The following is a 13,587-nucleotide window of genomic DNA, read 5'->3' as shown; positions in this document are numbered from 1 at the left end:
GGTAGCTGCGGGCGGCGCCAAGCCGTTCGGGCAGGATGGAACTCATGGTGTTGAACCGGGCCGGGCGCAAGCCTGCCTTCCCGCAGTTGCCGGCGGCGCCCGACGACTATCCGATGTTCCCGGACAAGTCCACCTGGCCGGTGGTCTTTCCGCAGCTGCCGTCTCCGCCGGGCGGGGGGCCGTGCCGTCCGCCGCAACACACCTCGAAGGCCGTCGCTCCGCAGATCCCTGCCGACGCGCTGCCCAATCACGTCGCGGTGGTGATGGACGGCAACGGTCGCTGGGCCACTCAGCGCGGCCTCGGCCGTACCGAGGGGCACAAGATGGGCGAGGCGGTGCTGATCGACATCACCTGCGGCGCCATCGAACTCGGCATCAAATGGTTGACGGTGTATGCGTTCTCCACCGAGAACTGGAAGCGCTCCGCCGAGGAAGTCCGGTTCCTGATGGGGTTCAACCGGGAGGTGGTGCGCCGCCGCCGGGAGAACCTCAACGCGATGGGTGTGCGGATGCGCTGGGTGGGCTCGCGGCCGAAGATGTGGCGCAGCGTCATCAAGGAATTCGAGATCGCCGAGGACATGACCGTCGGCAACGACGTCATCACCATCAACTACTGCGTCAACTACGGGGGGCGCACCGAGATCGCCGAAGCCGCACAGGCTATCGCCGCCGAAGCCGTCGCGGGCAGGCTCAACCCGAATCGGATCAGTGAGGCCACCATCGCGCGGCATCTGCACCGGCCCGACATGCCCGACGTCGACCTGCTGATCCGCACCTCCGGCGAACAGCGTTCGTCGAACTTCATGTTGTGGCAGGCCGCCTACGCCGAGTTCATCTTCCAGGAGAAGCTGTGGCCGGACTACGACCGCCGCGACCTGTGGGAGGCCTGCGAGCAGTACGCCTCGCGGCAGCGCCGGTTCGGGACGGCGTAGTGGCCGGGCCGACCGGGTTGGAAGATCGCCTCGCGACGGTGCTCGCCGAGGTGCTGTCGACCGACGCCGAGGAAGACGGCGCCCTGACCGTTCGCTATGAGGGCACGCTGGCGTCGATACGGGTTGTGGCGGTCGCCGAGGATCTGGAGCTGGTGTCGTTCACCCAGGTCCTGGCCTGGGACCTGCCGCTGGACGAGGGGCTGCGGGAGCGGGCCGTCGAGCAGGGGAGGCTGAGTCAGCTCGGGACGGTGACCCTGGTCGAAAAGGATGCCCAGTCTGCAGATGCGTTGCTGCGCTACAACTTTCCCGGCTCGGGGTTGTCCGACGATGCGTTGCGCACGTTCGTCCTGCTGGTGCTGGCCAAGGGTGCCGACATTCGCGACGCGCTGATCGGCTGACCGGGCTATTTCCGGCAGTCCGCGCAGGTGCCGAAGATCTCGATGGTGTGGCTGACGTCGGCGAAGTCGTGTTCGGCGGCGATCCGCGCGGCCCAGTCCTCGACCTCCCGGTCGCCAACCTCGACCGTGGCGCCGCAGTCGCGACACACCAGGTGGTGGTGATGATGCTCCGAGCAGCGCCGGTACACCGATTCGCCGGTGTCGGCGCGCAGCGTGTCGACCTGGCCGGCGGTGGCCATCGCCTGCAGCGTGCGGTAGACCGTGGTCAGCCCGATGTTCTCGCCGCGCTCACGCAGGACGTCGTGGAGCTCCTGAGCGGATCGGAAGTCGTCGATCGTCTCCAACAGCGCCGAAATCGCCGCACGCTGACGGGTGGAGCGCACTCCGGGAGCGCTCAACGGTCTTCACCGGCGTGGGCCACGGCATCGATGACGATGTGGGCCAGATGGTGGTCGGCCAACCGGTAGAGCACCTCACGGCCGGACCGCTCCCCGGTGACGACACCGGCGGACTTGAGGATCTTCAGGTGCTGGCTGACCAGCGGCTGCGGCACCCCCAACGCGTCGACGAGTTCGTGGACGCAGCGCTGCGACTCCTTGAGTTGCAAGACGATCGCGATGCGGACCGGGGCGGCCAGCGCGCGCAGCAATTCGCCTGCGGCATCAAGGATCTCCCGCGGTGGTGTCGCCGGGAAAGCGGTACCGGTGTGTTGGTGATCATCGGCCATCAGGCCGGGTGCCGCGGGAGTCATTTCACCACCTCAGGCCGAGTTGGAAATCGTTTTCAGCTGGCCCCACTGTTCCATGCATGATGACGCATGTCAAAGATGTTCAGGCGGGTCGATACCATGTCAGATGGTTTGCGCGCCGGCGTTGTCGGCGCGTTCGCGACAAGACAGGAGAACACCCCCTCGTGGCGTCCATCATCGACACCGTTGCCAATCTGGCCAAGCGCCGTGGCCTGGTCTTCCAGTCTGGCGAAATCTACGGTGGCACAAAGTCGGCGTGGGATTACGGGCCACTCGGGGTGGAGCTCAAGGAGAACATCAAGCGGCAGTGGTGGCGCTCGATCGTGACGTCCCGCGACGACGTCGTCGGCCTGGACAGCGCGATCATCCTGCCGCGTCAGGTGTGGGTGGCGTCCGGTCACGTCGCGGTGTTCAACGACCCCCTGGTGGAGTGCCTTAACTGTCATAAGCGGCACCGGCAGGACCACATGCAGGAGGCGGTGGCACTGAAGAAGGGTGGGAACCCCGATGACGTGCCGATGAGCGACATCTCCTGTCCGGACTGCGGTACCAAGGGCGAGTGGACCGAGCCCCGCGACTTCAACATGATGCTCAAGACCTACCTGGGCCCGATCGAGTCCGAGGAGGGTCTGCACTACCTGCGGCCCGAGACCGCACAGGGCATCTTCGTCAACTTCGCCAACGTGGTGACCACGGCGCGTCGCAAGCCGCCGTTCGGAATCGGCCAGATCGGCAAGAGCTTCCGCAACGAGATCACCCCCGGCAACTTCATCTTCCGGACCCGTGAGTTCGAGCAGATGGAGATGGAGTTCTTCGTCGAGCCGTCCACGGCGCCCGAGTGGCACAAGTACTGGATCGACACCCGCCTGCAGTGGTACGTCGACCTGGGCATCAATCCGGACAACCTGCGCCTCTACGAGCACCCGCGCGAGAAGCTGTCGCACTACTCCGACGGCACCACCGACATCGAGTACAAGTTCGGTTTCGCCGGAAACCCGTGGGGTGAGCTGGAGGGCATCGCCAACCGCACCAACTTCGACCTGTCCACGCACTCGGAGCATTCCGGGGTGGACCTGTCGTTCTACGACCAGGGCACCGACACCCGCTACGTGCCGTACGTGATCGAACCGGCAGCCGGCCTGACCCGCTCGCTGATGGCATTCCTGGTCGACTCCTACCACGAGGACGAGGCCCCCAATGCCAAGGGCGGGGTGGACAAGCGCACCGTTCTGCGGCTTGACCCGCGACTGGCGCCGGTCAAGGCCGCCGTGTTGCCGCTGAGCCGCAACGCCGACCTGTCTCCGAAGGCCCGGGACCTGGCCGCGGAGCTGCGTCAGTCGTGGAACGTCGAGTTCGACGACGCCGGGGCGGTCGGCCGGCGCTACCGGCGCCAGGACGAGATCGGCACGCCGTTCTGCATCACGGTCGACTTCGACACGCTCGAGGACCACGCCGTCACCGTGCGCGAGCGCGACACGATGGCTCAGGAGCGGGTGGCCATCGACGCGGTCTCGGACTACTTGGCCGTCCGCCTCAAGGGCTGCTGAGCCGAGGTCAGTCCCCGGCGGCGTCGGTCACGGGCCTGAACCAGTCGGTCCGGGCTCGCCAGGACCGCGCGGACGCGTAGGCGAAAGCGCTACTGCTCACGCCCGCGCAGATCCAGGTGGGCAGCGTGACGGCACTGCCCACCAGCACGCTGGTCAACTGCGCCAGGATCGCCGCGGATTTGAAAACGGCCCAGGCCAAGTACTGCTCGGCGGACGATTTCGAACGCGGATCCCCGCGCAGGGTCAGCAGCACCCGTCCGGTGAACCCGAACAGATACAGCACCAGGGCGGCGATCACCGCCCAGTACACCCCGAACCACGCGCCGCGGGGTGCGAAGACGTCCAGGTATTCGGGGTGTCCCCGGTCGGCGATGCAGAACACGAGGATCACCAGCGGCACACCGAGTTTCAGCGGCGTCGTGACGTGGCGACGCCCCAGCACCCGCGCCCGGTCGGCGTCGGTCAACCGCGTCGCCAGGTGCTCGAACATGACCCACACCGCGCCGAACATGCAGAGCACGGCCAGCAGGCCGCCGACGTTCCACAATCCGCACACGCGGTGGACGTGGGGGTCGAAATGGGCCGAACCCAACGGGGTCATGAGCAGCCCCGCGCACGCCATGAGGACCAGCACGCGGGAGGGGTTGGTGTCCCAGCGCGAACCCCAGGTGTGGCGGCGGACCCACAGCGCGTACCCGCACGCCAGCAAGGCCGCCACCACGGCGATATCGACCAGATCCAACAATAGGTTTACCGATGAGCTAGAAGCGGCCGCCGCCGCCGAAGAAGCCTCCGCCGCCCGACGAGCCGCCGAACGAGGTCGGGCTCCAGCCTCCGCCGCCGCTGCCACCGCCGAAGCCGCCGCCCATACCGCCGCCGCTGAGGATGTTGCCGATGATGATGCCGCCCAGCATGGCGCCGGTGTCATTGCCGCTGTTGCCGTAGCGCCCGTAATAGGCCCGCTGCGCGGACTGCACGTCGGCCTTGGCCAGTGACTGTGCAGCTGCCGCCAGTGTGGCCGCCCCGTTGGCTTGGGTGATGGCCCCGGCGACGTCGGTGCTGCGTTTGTCCTGCGCGGCGTCCAACTGGCGGCGGGCCTCGGCCAGGCGGGTGCGGGCCTCCGGACCGACGCTGCCGCGGCGGGTGTCGATGTAGTCCGACACGGCGCGAATCCGCGACGACGCGGTGAACAGGGCCTGTTCGCACGTGCGGGCCAGGCGTTCGGCGGCGGCGCGCTCCTCGGCGAGGGTGGCGAGCAACTGGTCGAGCGCGGCGTCGGCCTTGATCAATGTGGTGAAGGCGCCCAACGGATCTCCGGAGGCGCGTGCATCATGGGCGGCCCTGGTCGCTTTGTCGCGGGCCGAGGTCAGTTCGGACTTGTGGCTACCCACCCCGCGCTGCAGCTGCTCGTTGGCCTGCGTGATGCCTGCCTCGATGTCGCTGATGGCCTCGGGCAGCGTGGCGACCGCATGCCGGATGTCGCGGGCGGCGGTGTCCACCGCGTCCAGCAGTGAGCGGCCCTGGCCCAGCGCCGACTCGGCGGCCCGCACCGCATCCACCAGATCGCTCTGGCCGCCGGTCACCGGATGGTCGGCCAACCCGCGGGCCCGGGTGATGTTGCGTTCGGCGAAGTCGGCCCGGTCCTGCGCGGTCTTGACGTTGCCGGCCACCGAACTCAGTGCGGTGTCATCGAATTCGTTGTGCAGTTCGAGCAGGTGCCGCTCGGCGGCCGGGATGCGTCCGGTCAGCTCGACGAGCTGTTGGGTCATGGCGTCCAACCGCTCCGGTGCGTTGAGGACCAGGTCGCGCAGCTGCTCGAACGACGTGCGCTGCGTCTCCAGCTCGCGGTCGGCCCTGGAGGCGGTGACGATGACCCCGGTCAGCAGGTCACGCTGCTGGGCCGGTGTCTCGGGGATGTCGTCATCGAGCTGCTGGCGGACGGTGAAGGCGTGGGCCATGCTGGCCTTGGCGGCGGCGACCGCCTGGGTGAACGATCGGGTGCGGTCCTCACCGAACTCATCGACCGCCAGCTCCAGCTCGTTGGCGCTGGTGCGTATCGCGTTGTCGACGACGACCACCTTCTCCCGCGACAGCGCGTCCAAGACGTCCACCGAGACGTTGGCCAACGCGTTCGGGTCGGTGGAATCGAGCCGGCGCGCGGCCACCAGCGCCGCATTGCGCCGCCGGGTTCGCAGCTGACGCACCACCAGCAGCACCAGCACGCCGGCCAGCGCGACCGCGGCCAGTGCCATCAGGATCGGCGCCCAGCTGATCTGGGTGGGCGCCGCTGCCGCGGTCAGCCCGTTGGCGGCGGCGGTGGCCGCACCGGCCCAGTCGTTGCGGTGCAGGGCGGGTTCGATCTGGTTGCGCCGCAGCGTTTCGACTTTGCTGGCACTGAGCCCGGAGATACCGGTGGAGACCAGAAACGCGTAGCTGCGGTCGGCGGTGGCCACTGCCAGCAGTGCGTCGTTGTCGCGAAGGTCACTGAGCTTCGCGGTGCTCTGGCCCCAGCCGTCGGCGGTCTGCCCGGAGAAGACGTCGACGAAGACCACCCACAGCCGGATGTGCTGTTCGGCGTAGAGCCTGTCGATAGCACCCTGCACCGCGTCGCGGTCCGACGGCGACAGCACCCCGGCGCTGTCGGTGATCGAGCTGGGCAGGCGCATCGCCGGCTGCGCTGACACGCTGGGCGCCACCAGCAGCACGGCGGCGAGAACAGCCAGGACGGTGCCGGCCAGGCGGGTGAATCGCATGGTGCTCAATGTATATGCGTTGGGTGACACAACGTCGCAAATCTCGTCGCCTGCGACGGCTCCGCGCGAGATTCACCCGGCGTGTCACGGTCTCGATCGTAACCAAAATAGACTGGCGGCAGTGGCCACCAACGAGCACGATAACTACGACGCAGCCGACCGCGAGCGCATCGTGGCGGAGCCGTCGAAAACCGCCGGCCTGCCCGGAACCGGCGGCCAGCACCGGACCGACTTCGCTCGCGACCGGGCCAGGGTGCTGCACAGCGCCGCGCTGCGCCGGCTGGCCGACAAGACCCAGGTGGTCGGTCCCCGCGACGGCGATACCCCGCGCACCCGGCTGACCCATTCGCTGGAGGTGGCGCAGATCGGCCGGGGGATGGCGATCGGGTTGGGGTGCGATCCGGATCTGGTCGACCTGGCCGGGCTGGCCCACGACATCGGTCACCCGCCCTACGGTCACAACGGTGAGCACGCGCTGAACGAGATCGCCTCGGACTGTGGCGGATTCGAGGGCAATGCGCAGAACTTCCGGATCCTGACGGGCCTGGAGCCGAAAGTTCTGGACGCGCACGGCCGCAGCGCGGGCCTGAATCTGACCCGGGCGGCGTTGGATGCGGTCACCAAGTATCCGTGGCCCCGCCGGTCGGCGGACGGCATGGTCCGCACCAAGTTCGGGTTCTACGACGATGATCGCGTCGCCGCCGAATGGATGCGCCGCGCAGCGCCGAGCGCCACGGTCTGCCTGGAATCACAGATCATGGACTGGGCCGACGACGTCGCCTACTCGGTGCACGACGTCGAAGACGGCGTCGTCTCCGGGCGGATCGACCTGCGGGTACTCGGCGACGCGGCGTCGGTGGCCGAGTTGTCCCGCCTCGGTGACCCGCACGGGATCCACGATCTGGCCGGGGCGGCCAGCCGGCTCACCGAACTGCCGGTGCTCGCTGCGGTGGCCGCCTACGGCAAATTCCCGGCGGGCCTGTCGGCCTCGGTGGCACTCAAGCGACTCACCAGTGAGCTGGTCGGCCGGTTCGCCTCCGCGGCGATCACCGCCACCCATGCCGCCGCCGGACCGGGGCCGCTGGCCCGCTATCAGGCCGACCTCGAGGTTCCCGAACTGGTCAGGGCCGAAGTTGCTGTGCTGAAAACCCTTGCGGTGCAGTTCATCATCTCATCCGATCAGCATCGCAACATTCAGGCCGCCCAGCGCGAAAGGGTTCACGCGGTGGCGCGGCGACTGCTCGCGACAGCGCCGGGAAGCCTGGATCCGATATTCGCCACGGCGTTCACCGCTGCCGGCGACGACGGCGCCCGGCTGCGGGTGATCATCGACCAGATCGCGTCGTACACCGAGGGACGACTCGAGCGCATCGAGCCGGGCTAGGACGTGGCGGCGGCCCGCTCAGCTGTGTTCGGCGACCTTGGCCATCATCGCGCGCACGACGTCCATGCTGCTGGTCTGCGGGTCACCTGAGCCACTGGCGTTCTCGACGCCGGTGAACGCGATCAGCACGCCCACGATGCAGTTGCCCTGCACGCCGATCGCCCGCGTGTCGGGGGCTTTGGGGCTCTTGTCGAGCACGATGGACGCCGCCAGCAGGTCATCGGTGATCCGCACGTCGGTGATGTGCATCTCGGTGCCGCGCAGGCGCGGCGTCCCTTCGGCGTCCGGGTCGGCGGCGTCGACTGGCTGGCCGTCGCAGTGCTTCCACTCCTGCGCGAACTTGTCGAACAGTTCCCGGGCGTCGGCCGCGCTGGGCAGTGCCACGACAGCCTCCTTGACGAACATCACCCGGGTCTCCAGCGGCTTGTAGTCGCCGTTACCCGTCTGGGAGTCGATCCAGGTCTCGCGTGCGTAGCCCTGCACCGAGGCCGAGGCATACTGCTGCTTCTGTGCGACGTCGACGACTCCGGCGCATTCGCCGGGTGACGTGGTGTCGTCCATCGCCTCGATGCCGCCGTAGGCCGGCGGGCCGGTGACGGTGGTGAAGGGCTGGTCGAGCATGGCTGTCAGCTCGGTGCCGTCGAGGAGGATCTGCCGGACGGTGTCGCCGGTGATGACGCCGGCGGCGTCGCGCGACCGGCTGGGCAGAACCACCCACGTCGTCACGGCGGCCAGTACGAGCACGACGAGACCGACCAGCGCGATGAGCCATCCGCGCTTCGATTTCACCGCCGGTGGCTGCTCGGATACGCTCATGCGCTCTCCTGACGTCGATATTGGCCAGTCGAGCTTAAATCACGGTCACTTGTGATCGGCGGGTGCGCTCTACACTGGCCCGGTGCCTGGCCGTATCTCCGATCGCGACATCGCCGCCATCCGCGAGCGTGTCCGCATCGAGGATGTGGTCGGCGACTACGTGCAGCTCAGGCGCGCCGGGGCCGACTCGTTGAAGGGCCTGTGCCCGTTTCACAACGAGAAGTCGCCGTCGTTTCACGTCCGGCCCAACCATGGCATGTTCCACTGCTTCGGCTGCGGTGAGGGCGGCGACGTCTACGCCTTCATCCAGAAGATCGAGCACGCCAGCTTCGTCGAGGCGGTGGAACTGCTGGCCGATCGGGTCGGCCACACCATCACCTACACCGGGGCGTCGGCCACCAACATCCAGCGCGAGCGCGGAGGACGCAGTCGGCTGATCGCGGCGAACGCCGCTGCCGGCGAGTTCTACACCGCCGCCCTGGGCACCGCCGAGGCCGCGCCGGCGCGAAAGTACCTCACCGAACGCAACTTCGACGCGGCCGCGGCCCAGAAATTCGGCTGCGGATTCGCTCCGTCGGGCTGGGACAGCTTGACCAAGCACCTGCTGCGCAAGGGTTTCGAGTTCAAGGAGCTGGAGGCGGCGGGCCTGTCCCGGGAGGGGCGTCGCGGTCCCATGGACCGGTTTCACCGCCGCCTACTGTGGCCGATCCGTTCCGCGGCGGGGGAGGTGATCGGGTTCGGCGCCCGCCGGCTGTTCGACGACGACCCGATGGAGGCCAAGTACGTCAACACCCCGGAGACCACCCTCTACAAGAAATCCAATGTGCTGTTCGGGCTCGATCTGGCCAAGCGGGACATCGCGCGCGGGCACCAGGCCATCGTCGTGGAGGGCTACACCGATGTGATGGCCATGCACCTGGCCGGGGTGACCACCGCGGTCGCGTCGTGCGGCACGGCCTTCGGCGACGAACACCTGGCGATGCTGCGCCGTCTGATGATGGACGACAAGTTCTTTCGCGGCGAATTGATCTATGTGTTCGACGGAGACGCCGCGGGTCGCGCCGCCGCGCTCAAGGCACTCGAAGGTGAGCAGCAGCTGGCCGGGCAGTCCTTCGTCGCGGTCGCCGCCGACGGGATGGATCCGTGTGATCTGCGGCTTGCGCACGGCGACGAAGCGCTTCGGGACCTGGTGGCGCGGCGAACTCCGTTGTTCGAGTTCGCCGTTCGCACCGCGCTGGCCGAGATCGACCTGGACACCGCCGAAGGCCGCGTTGCCGCGCTGCGTCGCTGCGTGCCGATGGTGGCGCAGATCAAAGACGGCACGCTGCGCGACGAATACGCGCGACAGCTGGCCGGCTGGGTGGGCTGGGACGACGTCGCCCAGGTGATCGGCCGGGTCCGCGCGCAGGCCAAGAGTGGGCCGGCCGATGGTGGGCGGCCCAGGGCACGTCCCGCCGCGACGTCGGCCGAACAGTCCTCCCCGGCGGCGGTGGCCCGTCCCGATCCGGCCGACCCGACGCTGTGGCCGCAGCGGGAGGCCCTCAAGGCGGCGTTGCAGTTCCCCGCACTGGCCGGGCCGGTGTTCGACAGCCTGACGGTGGAGAGCTTCACCCACCCGGGTTACGCGGCGGTGCGCTCGGCGATCGACGCTGCGGGCGGAACCAACGGCGCGGCCTCGACCGGGGCCGCCGCGCAGTGGATCGAGACGGTGCGCGGGCAGACGCCCTCAGCGCTGACCACCGGGCTCATCAACGAGTTGAGTGTGGAGTCCATCCGGGTCGAGGACGACAAGCTGCCCCGCTACATCGGTGGCGTGCTGGCCCGGCTGCAAGAGGTGTGGGTAGGCCGGCAGATCGCCGAGGTCAAATCCAAACTGCAGCGCATGTCACCGGTGGAGCACAGCGACGAATACCACTCGCTGTTCGGCGATCTGGTGGCGATGGAGACCTATCGGCGCAGTCTGCTGGAGCAGGCCAGCGGCGATGATCTGACCGTCTGATCGCAAGCGCGGCCGCCAGGCCGGGCGCTGGGGGCACCTCCCGCTCGCGGGGGACGGGTCAGGCGTATCGGCACCGTCTGACAGCGCTGTCTAGCGCGCGTCGGGGTCCTGCGGGTCTACCGGCTGGACCACCGTGGTGCCGTCCTCGAGTTCGGTCAGCGTCACCATCTCCGGGTCGGGATGAATCCGGTTGGCGATGCTGCGCCGGCCCTTGTCGATCACCGCTCTGGCGACCGGGCTGCTCGTCATGGCCTGATAGGTGCCGACGATCTGCTCGTAGCGCTTACGCCCGGCTTTGGTGCCCATCACGTAGCCGACGCCCATCACCACGACGTATCCGATCAATGCGGCCCCTTAGAACTGGTGGTTACATCCTGCCTGACGTGGCCCCGGGGTGTTGGGGTGCGACCCCCGTTGGTCAAAGCCGCCGCCGCGATGCGCTAGAGTCTTGCAAGTCCACGAGGACAAGCAGTCCCCTGTAGCTCAATTGGCAGAGCATTCGGCTGTTAACCGGAGGGTTGGTGGTTCGAGTCCACCCGGGGGAGCCACGTTTGATTCAGCGGCAGCCCAGGCTCAGTCGAGCCGGGGAATGACCGAAGGCCCGCCCTGCTGAGGCTGTGGCGGCGCGGTGAACGTCTGAGGCGCTGAAGGCGGCTGCTGTTGCTGCTGCTGAGCGGCGCGGGCCTGCGCGATCGCGTTGATCAGCGGGCTGGCTGCCATCATCTCGCGGCGCTCTTCTTCGCTCAATTCGTAGATCGCCCAGGCGCCCCAGGCCGCCGGGCGGACGTACAGGGTGACCTGCTGGCGCCCGTTGTTGAACACGGCCGGAACCGCCACGGCCCGATCGCTGGCGGCGAAACTGGACATTTCCACGGTTATCCGCTCGATGTCGGCGTTTTCCTGCAGCTCATAGGTCGGTGACTGACCGCCCTTGGTCGGTGAGGCGTTCAGCGCGAGGAACCACGCCATGATTGGTACTCCTTTGTTCGGGCATCGATGCCGACAGCCTATAGACGCGCGTCCGGCGGATTCATCGGCGGGCGTCCACCCGCAGATGCTCGGGATGCAGCATCTCGGCGTAGCGCAACTGTTCGGGGATACCGAACCCGTCGACCAGTGTCGCGGCGTGCGGCCGTAGCCTCCGGCACCGGTCGTTGATGCCCCGGGTGACGGCTTTGGCCCGATCAGTGGACAGGTACCGATGCTCGATGTACCAGGCTTTGTCGTCTTCGATGACCCCCAGCGCATACAGGTCGCAGACCAGCTCCAGCAGTTCGCGGGCGTCGGTGTCCGGGCAGGATTCGATGCCGGCGACGAACGCCTCCAACACCACTCGGTCGATGTGGGCGGCGGCCGCATGTAACACGTGATCCTGCACCGCGTTGAAGGCGTCGAAGTCGCTCATCTCCTCGGACTTGGCCTTCAACCGGCGCGCCACCGACGTCAGCAGATATTCTTCGCGGTCCTCGAACATGTGCACCTGGGTGCCCCGGTTGAACAGACTGCCTTCCTCCTCGCTGTCCTGCCGGGCGTCCACGAACGTCTGGATGATCGTCTCCGCCGCGGTACGTTTCAGCACCCGGTCACCGACGGTCTCGGCGGCGAATCGCACCCAGTCGACCGGGCTCATGCCGGCGATGTCGTCGGCGTAGGCGGTCAGCAGTTGCTTGGCCACCAGCTGGGTCAGCACGTGGTTGTCGCCTTCGAAGGTGGTGAACACGTCGGTGTCGGCGCGCAACGCGATCAGGCGGTTCTCGGCCATGTAGCCGGCGCCTCCGCAGGCTTCTCGCGACTCCTGGATAGCTCGGGATGCGTGCCAGGTGTTGGCTGCCTTCAGCCCGGCTGCTCGCGCTTCGAGCTCACGCTGTTCTTCGGCGTCGGGGTCGTCAGCGGTCTGCAGGTCGTGGCACCTGCTCACCAGCTCGTTCTGGGCGAACTGCAGCGCATATGACCGTGCGATCAGCGGGAATAGCCTGCGCTGGTGCGCCAGGTAATCCATGATCACTACCTCACGCTCGGTTCCGTCATCGCCCGGCGCACTGAACTGCTTGCGCTGCAAGGCATATCGGGTAGCGATGTCCAGGGCGACCCGAGCGGCCGCTCCCGCGCTGCCGCCTACCGAGACCCGGCCCCGGATCAGGGTGCCGATCATGGTGAAGAACCGGCGGCCGTCGCTTTCGATCGATGACCGGTAGCTGCCGTCGGGCTCGACATCGGCGTACCTGTTCAACAGGTTCTCCCGCGGGACCCGGACGTGATCGAACACGATGCGGCCGTTGTCCACCCCGGGCAGCCCACCCTTGTAATGACAGTCCGACGTGGTGATGCCGGGCAGGTCGTTACCGTGCGCGTCTCGGATCGGCACCAGGAAGCAGTGCACGCCATGACTTTTACCCTCGGTGATCAGCTGGCCGAACACCGCGGCGACGGTGGCGGTTTCGGCTGCGCCACCGATGTAGTCCTTGCGCGCGGATTCGGTGGGGGAGTCGATGACGAACTCGCCCGTCTCGGGATCGTAGGTGGCGGTGGTTTCCAGCGACTGCACATCGCTGCCGTGGCCGGTCTCGGTCATGGCGAAGCACCCGAGTACGTCGAGGTCGATGATCTTCTCGACGTAGGCCTGGTGGTGCCGTTCGGTGCCGAGGTTCTCCACGGCGCCGCCGAACAGTCCCCACTGCACCCCGGCCTTGACCATCAGCGACAGGTCCGACATGGCCAGCATCTCGATCATGCTCACCGCGGCGCCGACGTCGCCGGTACCACCGTGCTCCTTACGGAAACTGTCGGCGGCCACGCCGGCGCCGGCCATGATCTTGAGCTGTTCGGCGACCTTGGCCCGGGCGATCACCGTGTTCGGCGTGTAGTGCGGCCGGAACTTCTCATCGGACAAGGTGGCGCGGACCTGGTTTTTCACCGCGCGCCAGCGGCCGTCCAGGGTGTCACGCAGAGCATCGGAGGTCATCACTCCTGCACGGTATCCAGGCGGGGCCCCCGATAAACGGGGTTTAAA

At 67.7% G+C, this 13,587-nt stretch carries 13 protein-coding genes and 1 tRNA gene; 6 read left to right on the top strand and 8 right to left on the bottom strand.

Features of this window, described 5'->3' with window-relative positions; genetic code table 11:
* Positions 1 to 44 precede the first annotated feature (44 nt).
* The gene (locus K6T84_RS02095; protein WP_225399322.1) at positions 45 to 932 is read left to right on the top strand and encodes a decaprenyl diphosphate synthase; all 888 of its coding nucleotides are present in this window, start codon (positions 45 to 47) and stop codon (positions 930 to 932) included.
* On the top strand, positions 932 to 1,330 hold the full coding sequence (locus K6T84_RS02090; RefSeq protein ID WP_225399323.1) for a hypothetical protein: 399 nt from the start codon (positions 932 to 934) through the stop codon (positions 1,328 to 1,330). Before K6T84_RS02095 ends, K6T84_RS02090 begins: the two co-directional genes overlap by 1 nt.
* Before the next feature lie 5 nt (positions 1,331 to 1,335).
* Here K6T84_RS02090 and K6T84_RS02085 read toward each other — a convergent pair whose 3' ends face one another.
* A complete protein-coding gene (locus K6T84_RS02085) occupies positions 1,336 to 1,728 on the bottom strand; it encodes a Fur family transcriptional regulator (protein WP_225399324.1) in 393 nt (130 codons plus the stop codon).
* Complete coding sequence (locus K6T84_RS02080; protein ID WP_225399325.1) at positions 1,725 to 2,081, bottom strand: ArsR/SmtB family transcription factor; 357 nt, start codon at positions 2,079 to 2,081, stop codon at positions 1,725 to 1,727. The genes K6T84_RS02085 and K6T84_RS02080 overlap by 4 nt, the downstream gene beginning before the upstream one ends.
* A 161-nt stretch (positions 2,082 to 2,242) precedes the next feature.
* On the opposite strand from K6T84_RS02080, the gene K6T84_RS02075 reads away from it, so the two are divergent.
* Positions 2,243 to 3,625 carry a glycine--tRNA ligase gene (locus tag K6T84_RS02075; protein ID WP_225399326.1) on the top strand — a complete coding sequence of 461 codons (1,383 nt, stop codon included), beginning with the start codon at positions 2,243 to 2,245 and terminating at the stop codon, positions 3,623 to 3,625.
* A 7-nt stretch (positions 3,626 to 3,632) separates the two neighbouring features.
* Here the strand turns inward: K6T84_RS02075 and K6T84_RS02070 are convergent, their stop codons facing one another.
* Both K6T84_RS02070 and K6T84_RS02065 read right to left on the bottom strand, forming a co-directional pair.
* Entirely contained in the window at positions 3,633 to 4,367 is a 735-nt protein-coding gene (locus K6T84_RS02070) for a hypothetical protein (protein ID WP_225399327.1), read from the bottom strand.
* A gap of 19 nt (positions 4,368 to 4,386) precedes the next feature.
* Positions 4,387 to 6,378: a TPM domain-containing protein gene (locus K6T84_RS02065; RefSeq protein ID WP_225399328.1), complete on the bottom strand. Its 1,992-nt coding sequence runs from the start codon at positions 6,376 to 6,378 to the stop codon at positions 4,387 to 4,389.
* Positions 6,379 to 6,499: 121 nt separating this feature from the next.
* Between K6T84_RS02065 and K6T84_RS02060 the strand changes: the two genes are divergently transcribed.
* Positions 6,500 to 7,762 (top strand): deoxyguanosinetriphosphate triphosphohydrolase, encoded by a 1,263-nt coding sequence (locus K6T84_RS02060; protein ID WP_225399329.1) that lies wholly within the window; start codon positions 6,500 to 6,502, stop codon positions 7,760 to 7,762.
* An 18-nt stretch (positions 7,763 to 7,780) separates the two neighbouring features.
* Here the strand turns inward: K6T84_RS02060 and K6T84_RS02055 are convergent, their stop codons facing one another.
* Positions 7,781 to 8,578, bottom strand: coding sequence for a sensor domain-containing protein (locus K6T84_RS02055; protein WP_224865286.1), 798 nt, complete (start codon positions 8,576 to 8,578; stop codon positions 7,781 to 7,783).
* Between the two features lie 82 nt (positions 8,579 to 8,660).
* Between K6T84_RS02055 and dnaG the strand changes: the two genes are divergently transcribed.
* Positions 8,661 to 10,577: a DNA primase gene (dnaG, locus tag K6T84_RS02050; protein WP_224865287.1), complete on the top strand. Its 1,917-nt coding sequence runs from the start codon at positions 8,661 to 8,663 to the stop codon at positions 10,575 to 10,577.
* A gap of 90 nt (positions 10,578 to 10,667) precedes the next feature.
* Here dnaG and K6T84_RS02045 read toward each other — a convergent pair whose 3' ends face one another.
* The gene (locus K6T84_RS02045; protein WP_224865288.1) at positions 10,668 to 10,922 is read right to left on the bottom strand and encodes a hypothetical protein; all 255 of its coding nucleotides are present in this window, start codon (positions 10,920 to 10,922) and stop codon (positions 10,668 to 10,670) included.
* Positions 10,923 to 11,049: 127 nt separating this feature from the next.
* Between K6T84_RS02045 and K6T84_RS02040 the strand changes: the two genes are divergently transcribed.
* Positions 11,050 to 11,125 (top strand) — tRNA-Asn (locus tag K6T84_RS02040).
* A gap of 25 nt (positions 11,126 to 11,150) precedes the next feature.
* Here K6T84_RS02040 and K6T84_RS02035 read toward each other — a convergent pair.
* Together K6T84_RS02035 and K6T84_RS02030 are read right to left on the bottom strand one after the other, a co-directional pair.
* Positions 11,151 to 11,546 carry a hypothetical protein gene (locus K6T84_RS02035; RefSeq protein ID WP_224865289.1) on the bottom strand — a complete coding sequence of 132 codons (396 nt, stop codon included), beginning with the start codon at positions 11,544 to 11,546 and terminating at the stop codon, positions 11,151 to 11,153.
* A gap of 61 nt (positions 11,547 to 11,607) precedes the next feature.
* Positions 11,608 to 13,539, bottom strand: a complete 1,932-nt coding sequence (locus K6T84_RS02030) for an acyl-CoA dehydrogenase family protein (RefSeq protein ID WP_225399330.1) — start codon at positions 13,537 to 13,539, stop codon at positions 11,608 to 11,610.
* Positions 13,540 to 13,587 lie beyond the last annotated feature (48 nt).

This window comes from Mycobacterium zoologicum, assembly GCF_020181635.2.
GTDB classification, from domain to species: Bacteria; Actinomycetota; Actinomycetes; order Mycobacteriales; family Mycobacteriaceae; genus Mycobacterium; species Mycobacterium zoologicum.
The sequence above is the reverse complement of the archived record's forward strand: the minus strand, read 5'-3'. Positions and strand labels throughout refer to the sequence as shown.

What these genes read in the sequence shown, in the direction of transcription:
- K6T84_RS02095 (WP_225399322.1), top strand. Translation starts at nt 45, where the DNA reads ATGGTGTTGAACCGGGCCGGGCGCAAGCCTGCCTTCCCGCAGTTGCCG.
- K6T84_RS02080 (WP_225399325.1), bottom strand. Translation starts at nt 2,081, where the DNA reads ATGACTCCCGCGGCACCCGGCCTGATGGCCGATGATCACCAACACACC.
- K6T84_RS02065 (WP_225399328.1), bottom strand. Translation starts at nt 6,378, where the DNA reads ATGCGATTCACCCGCCTGGCCGGCACCGTCCTGGCTGTTCTCGCCGCC.
- K6T84_RS02055 (WP_224865286.1), bottom strand. Translation starts at nt 8,578, where the DNA reads ATGAGCGTATCCGAGCAGCCACCGGCGGTGAAATCGAAGCGCGGATGG.
- K6T84_RS02035 (WP_224865289.1), bottom strand. Translation starts at nt 11,546, where the DNA reads ATGGCGTGGTTCCTCGCGCTGAACGCCTCACCGACCAAGGGCGGTCAG.
- K6T84_RS02030 (WP_225399330.1), bottom strand. Translation starts at nt 13,539, where the DNA reads ATGACCTCCGATGCTCTGCGTGACACCCTGGACGGCCGCTGGCGCGCG.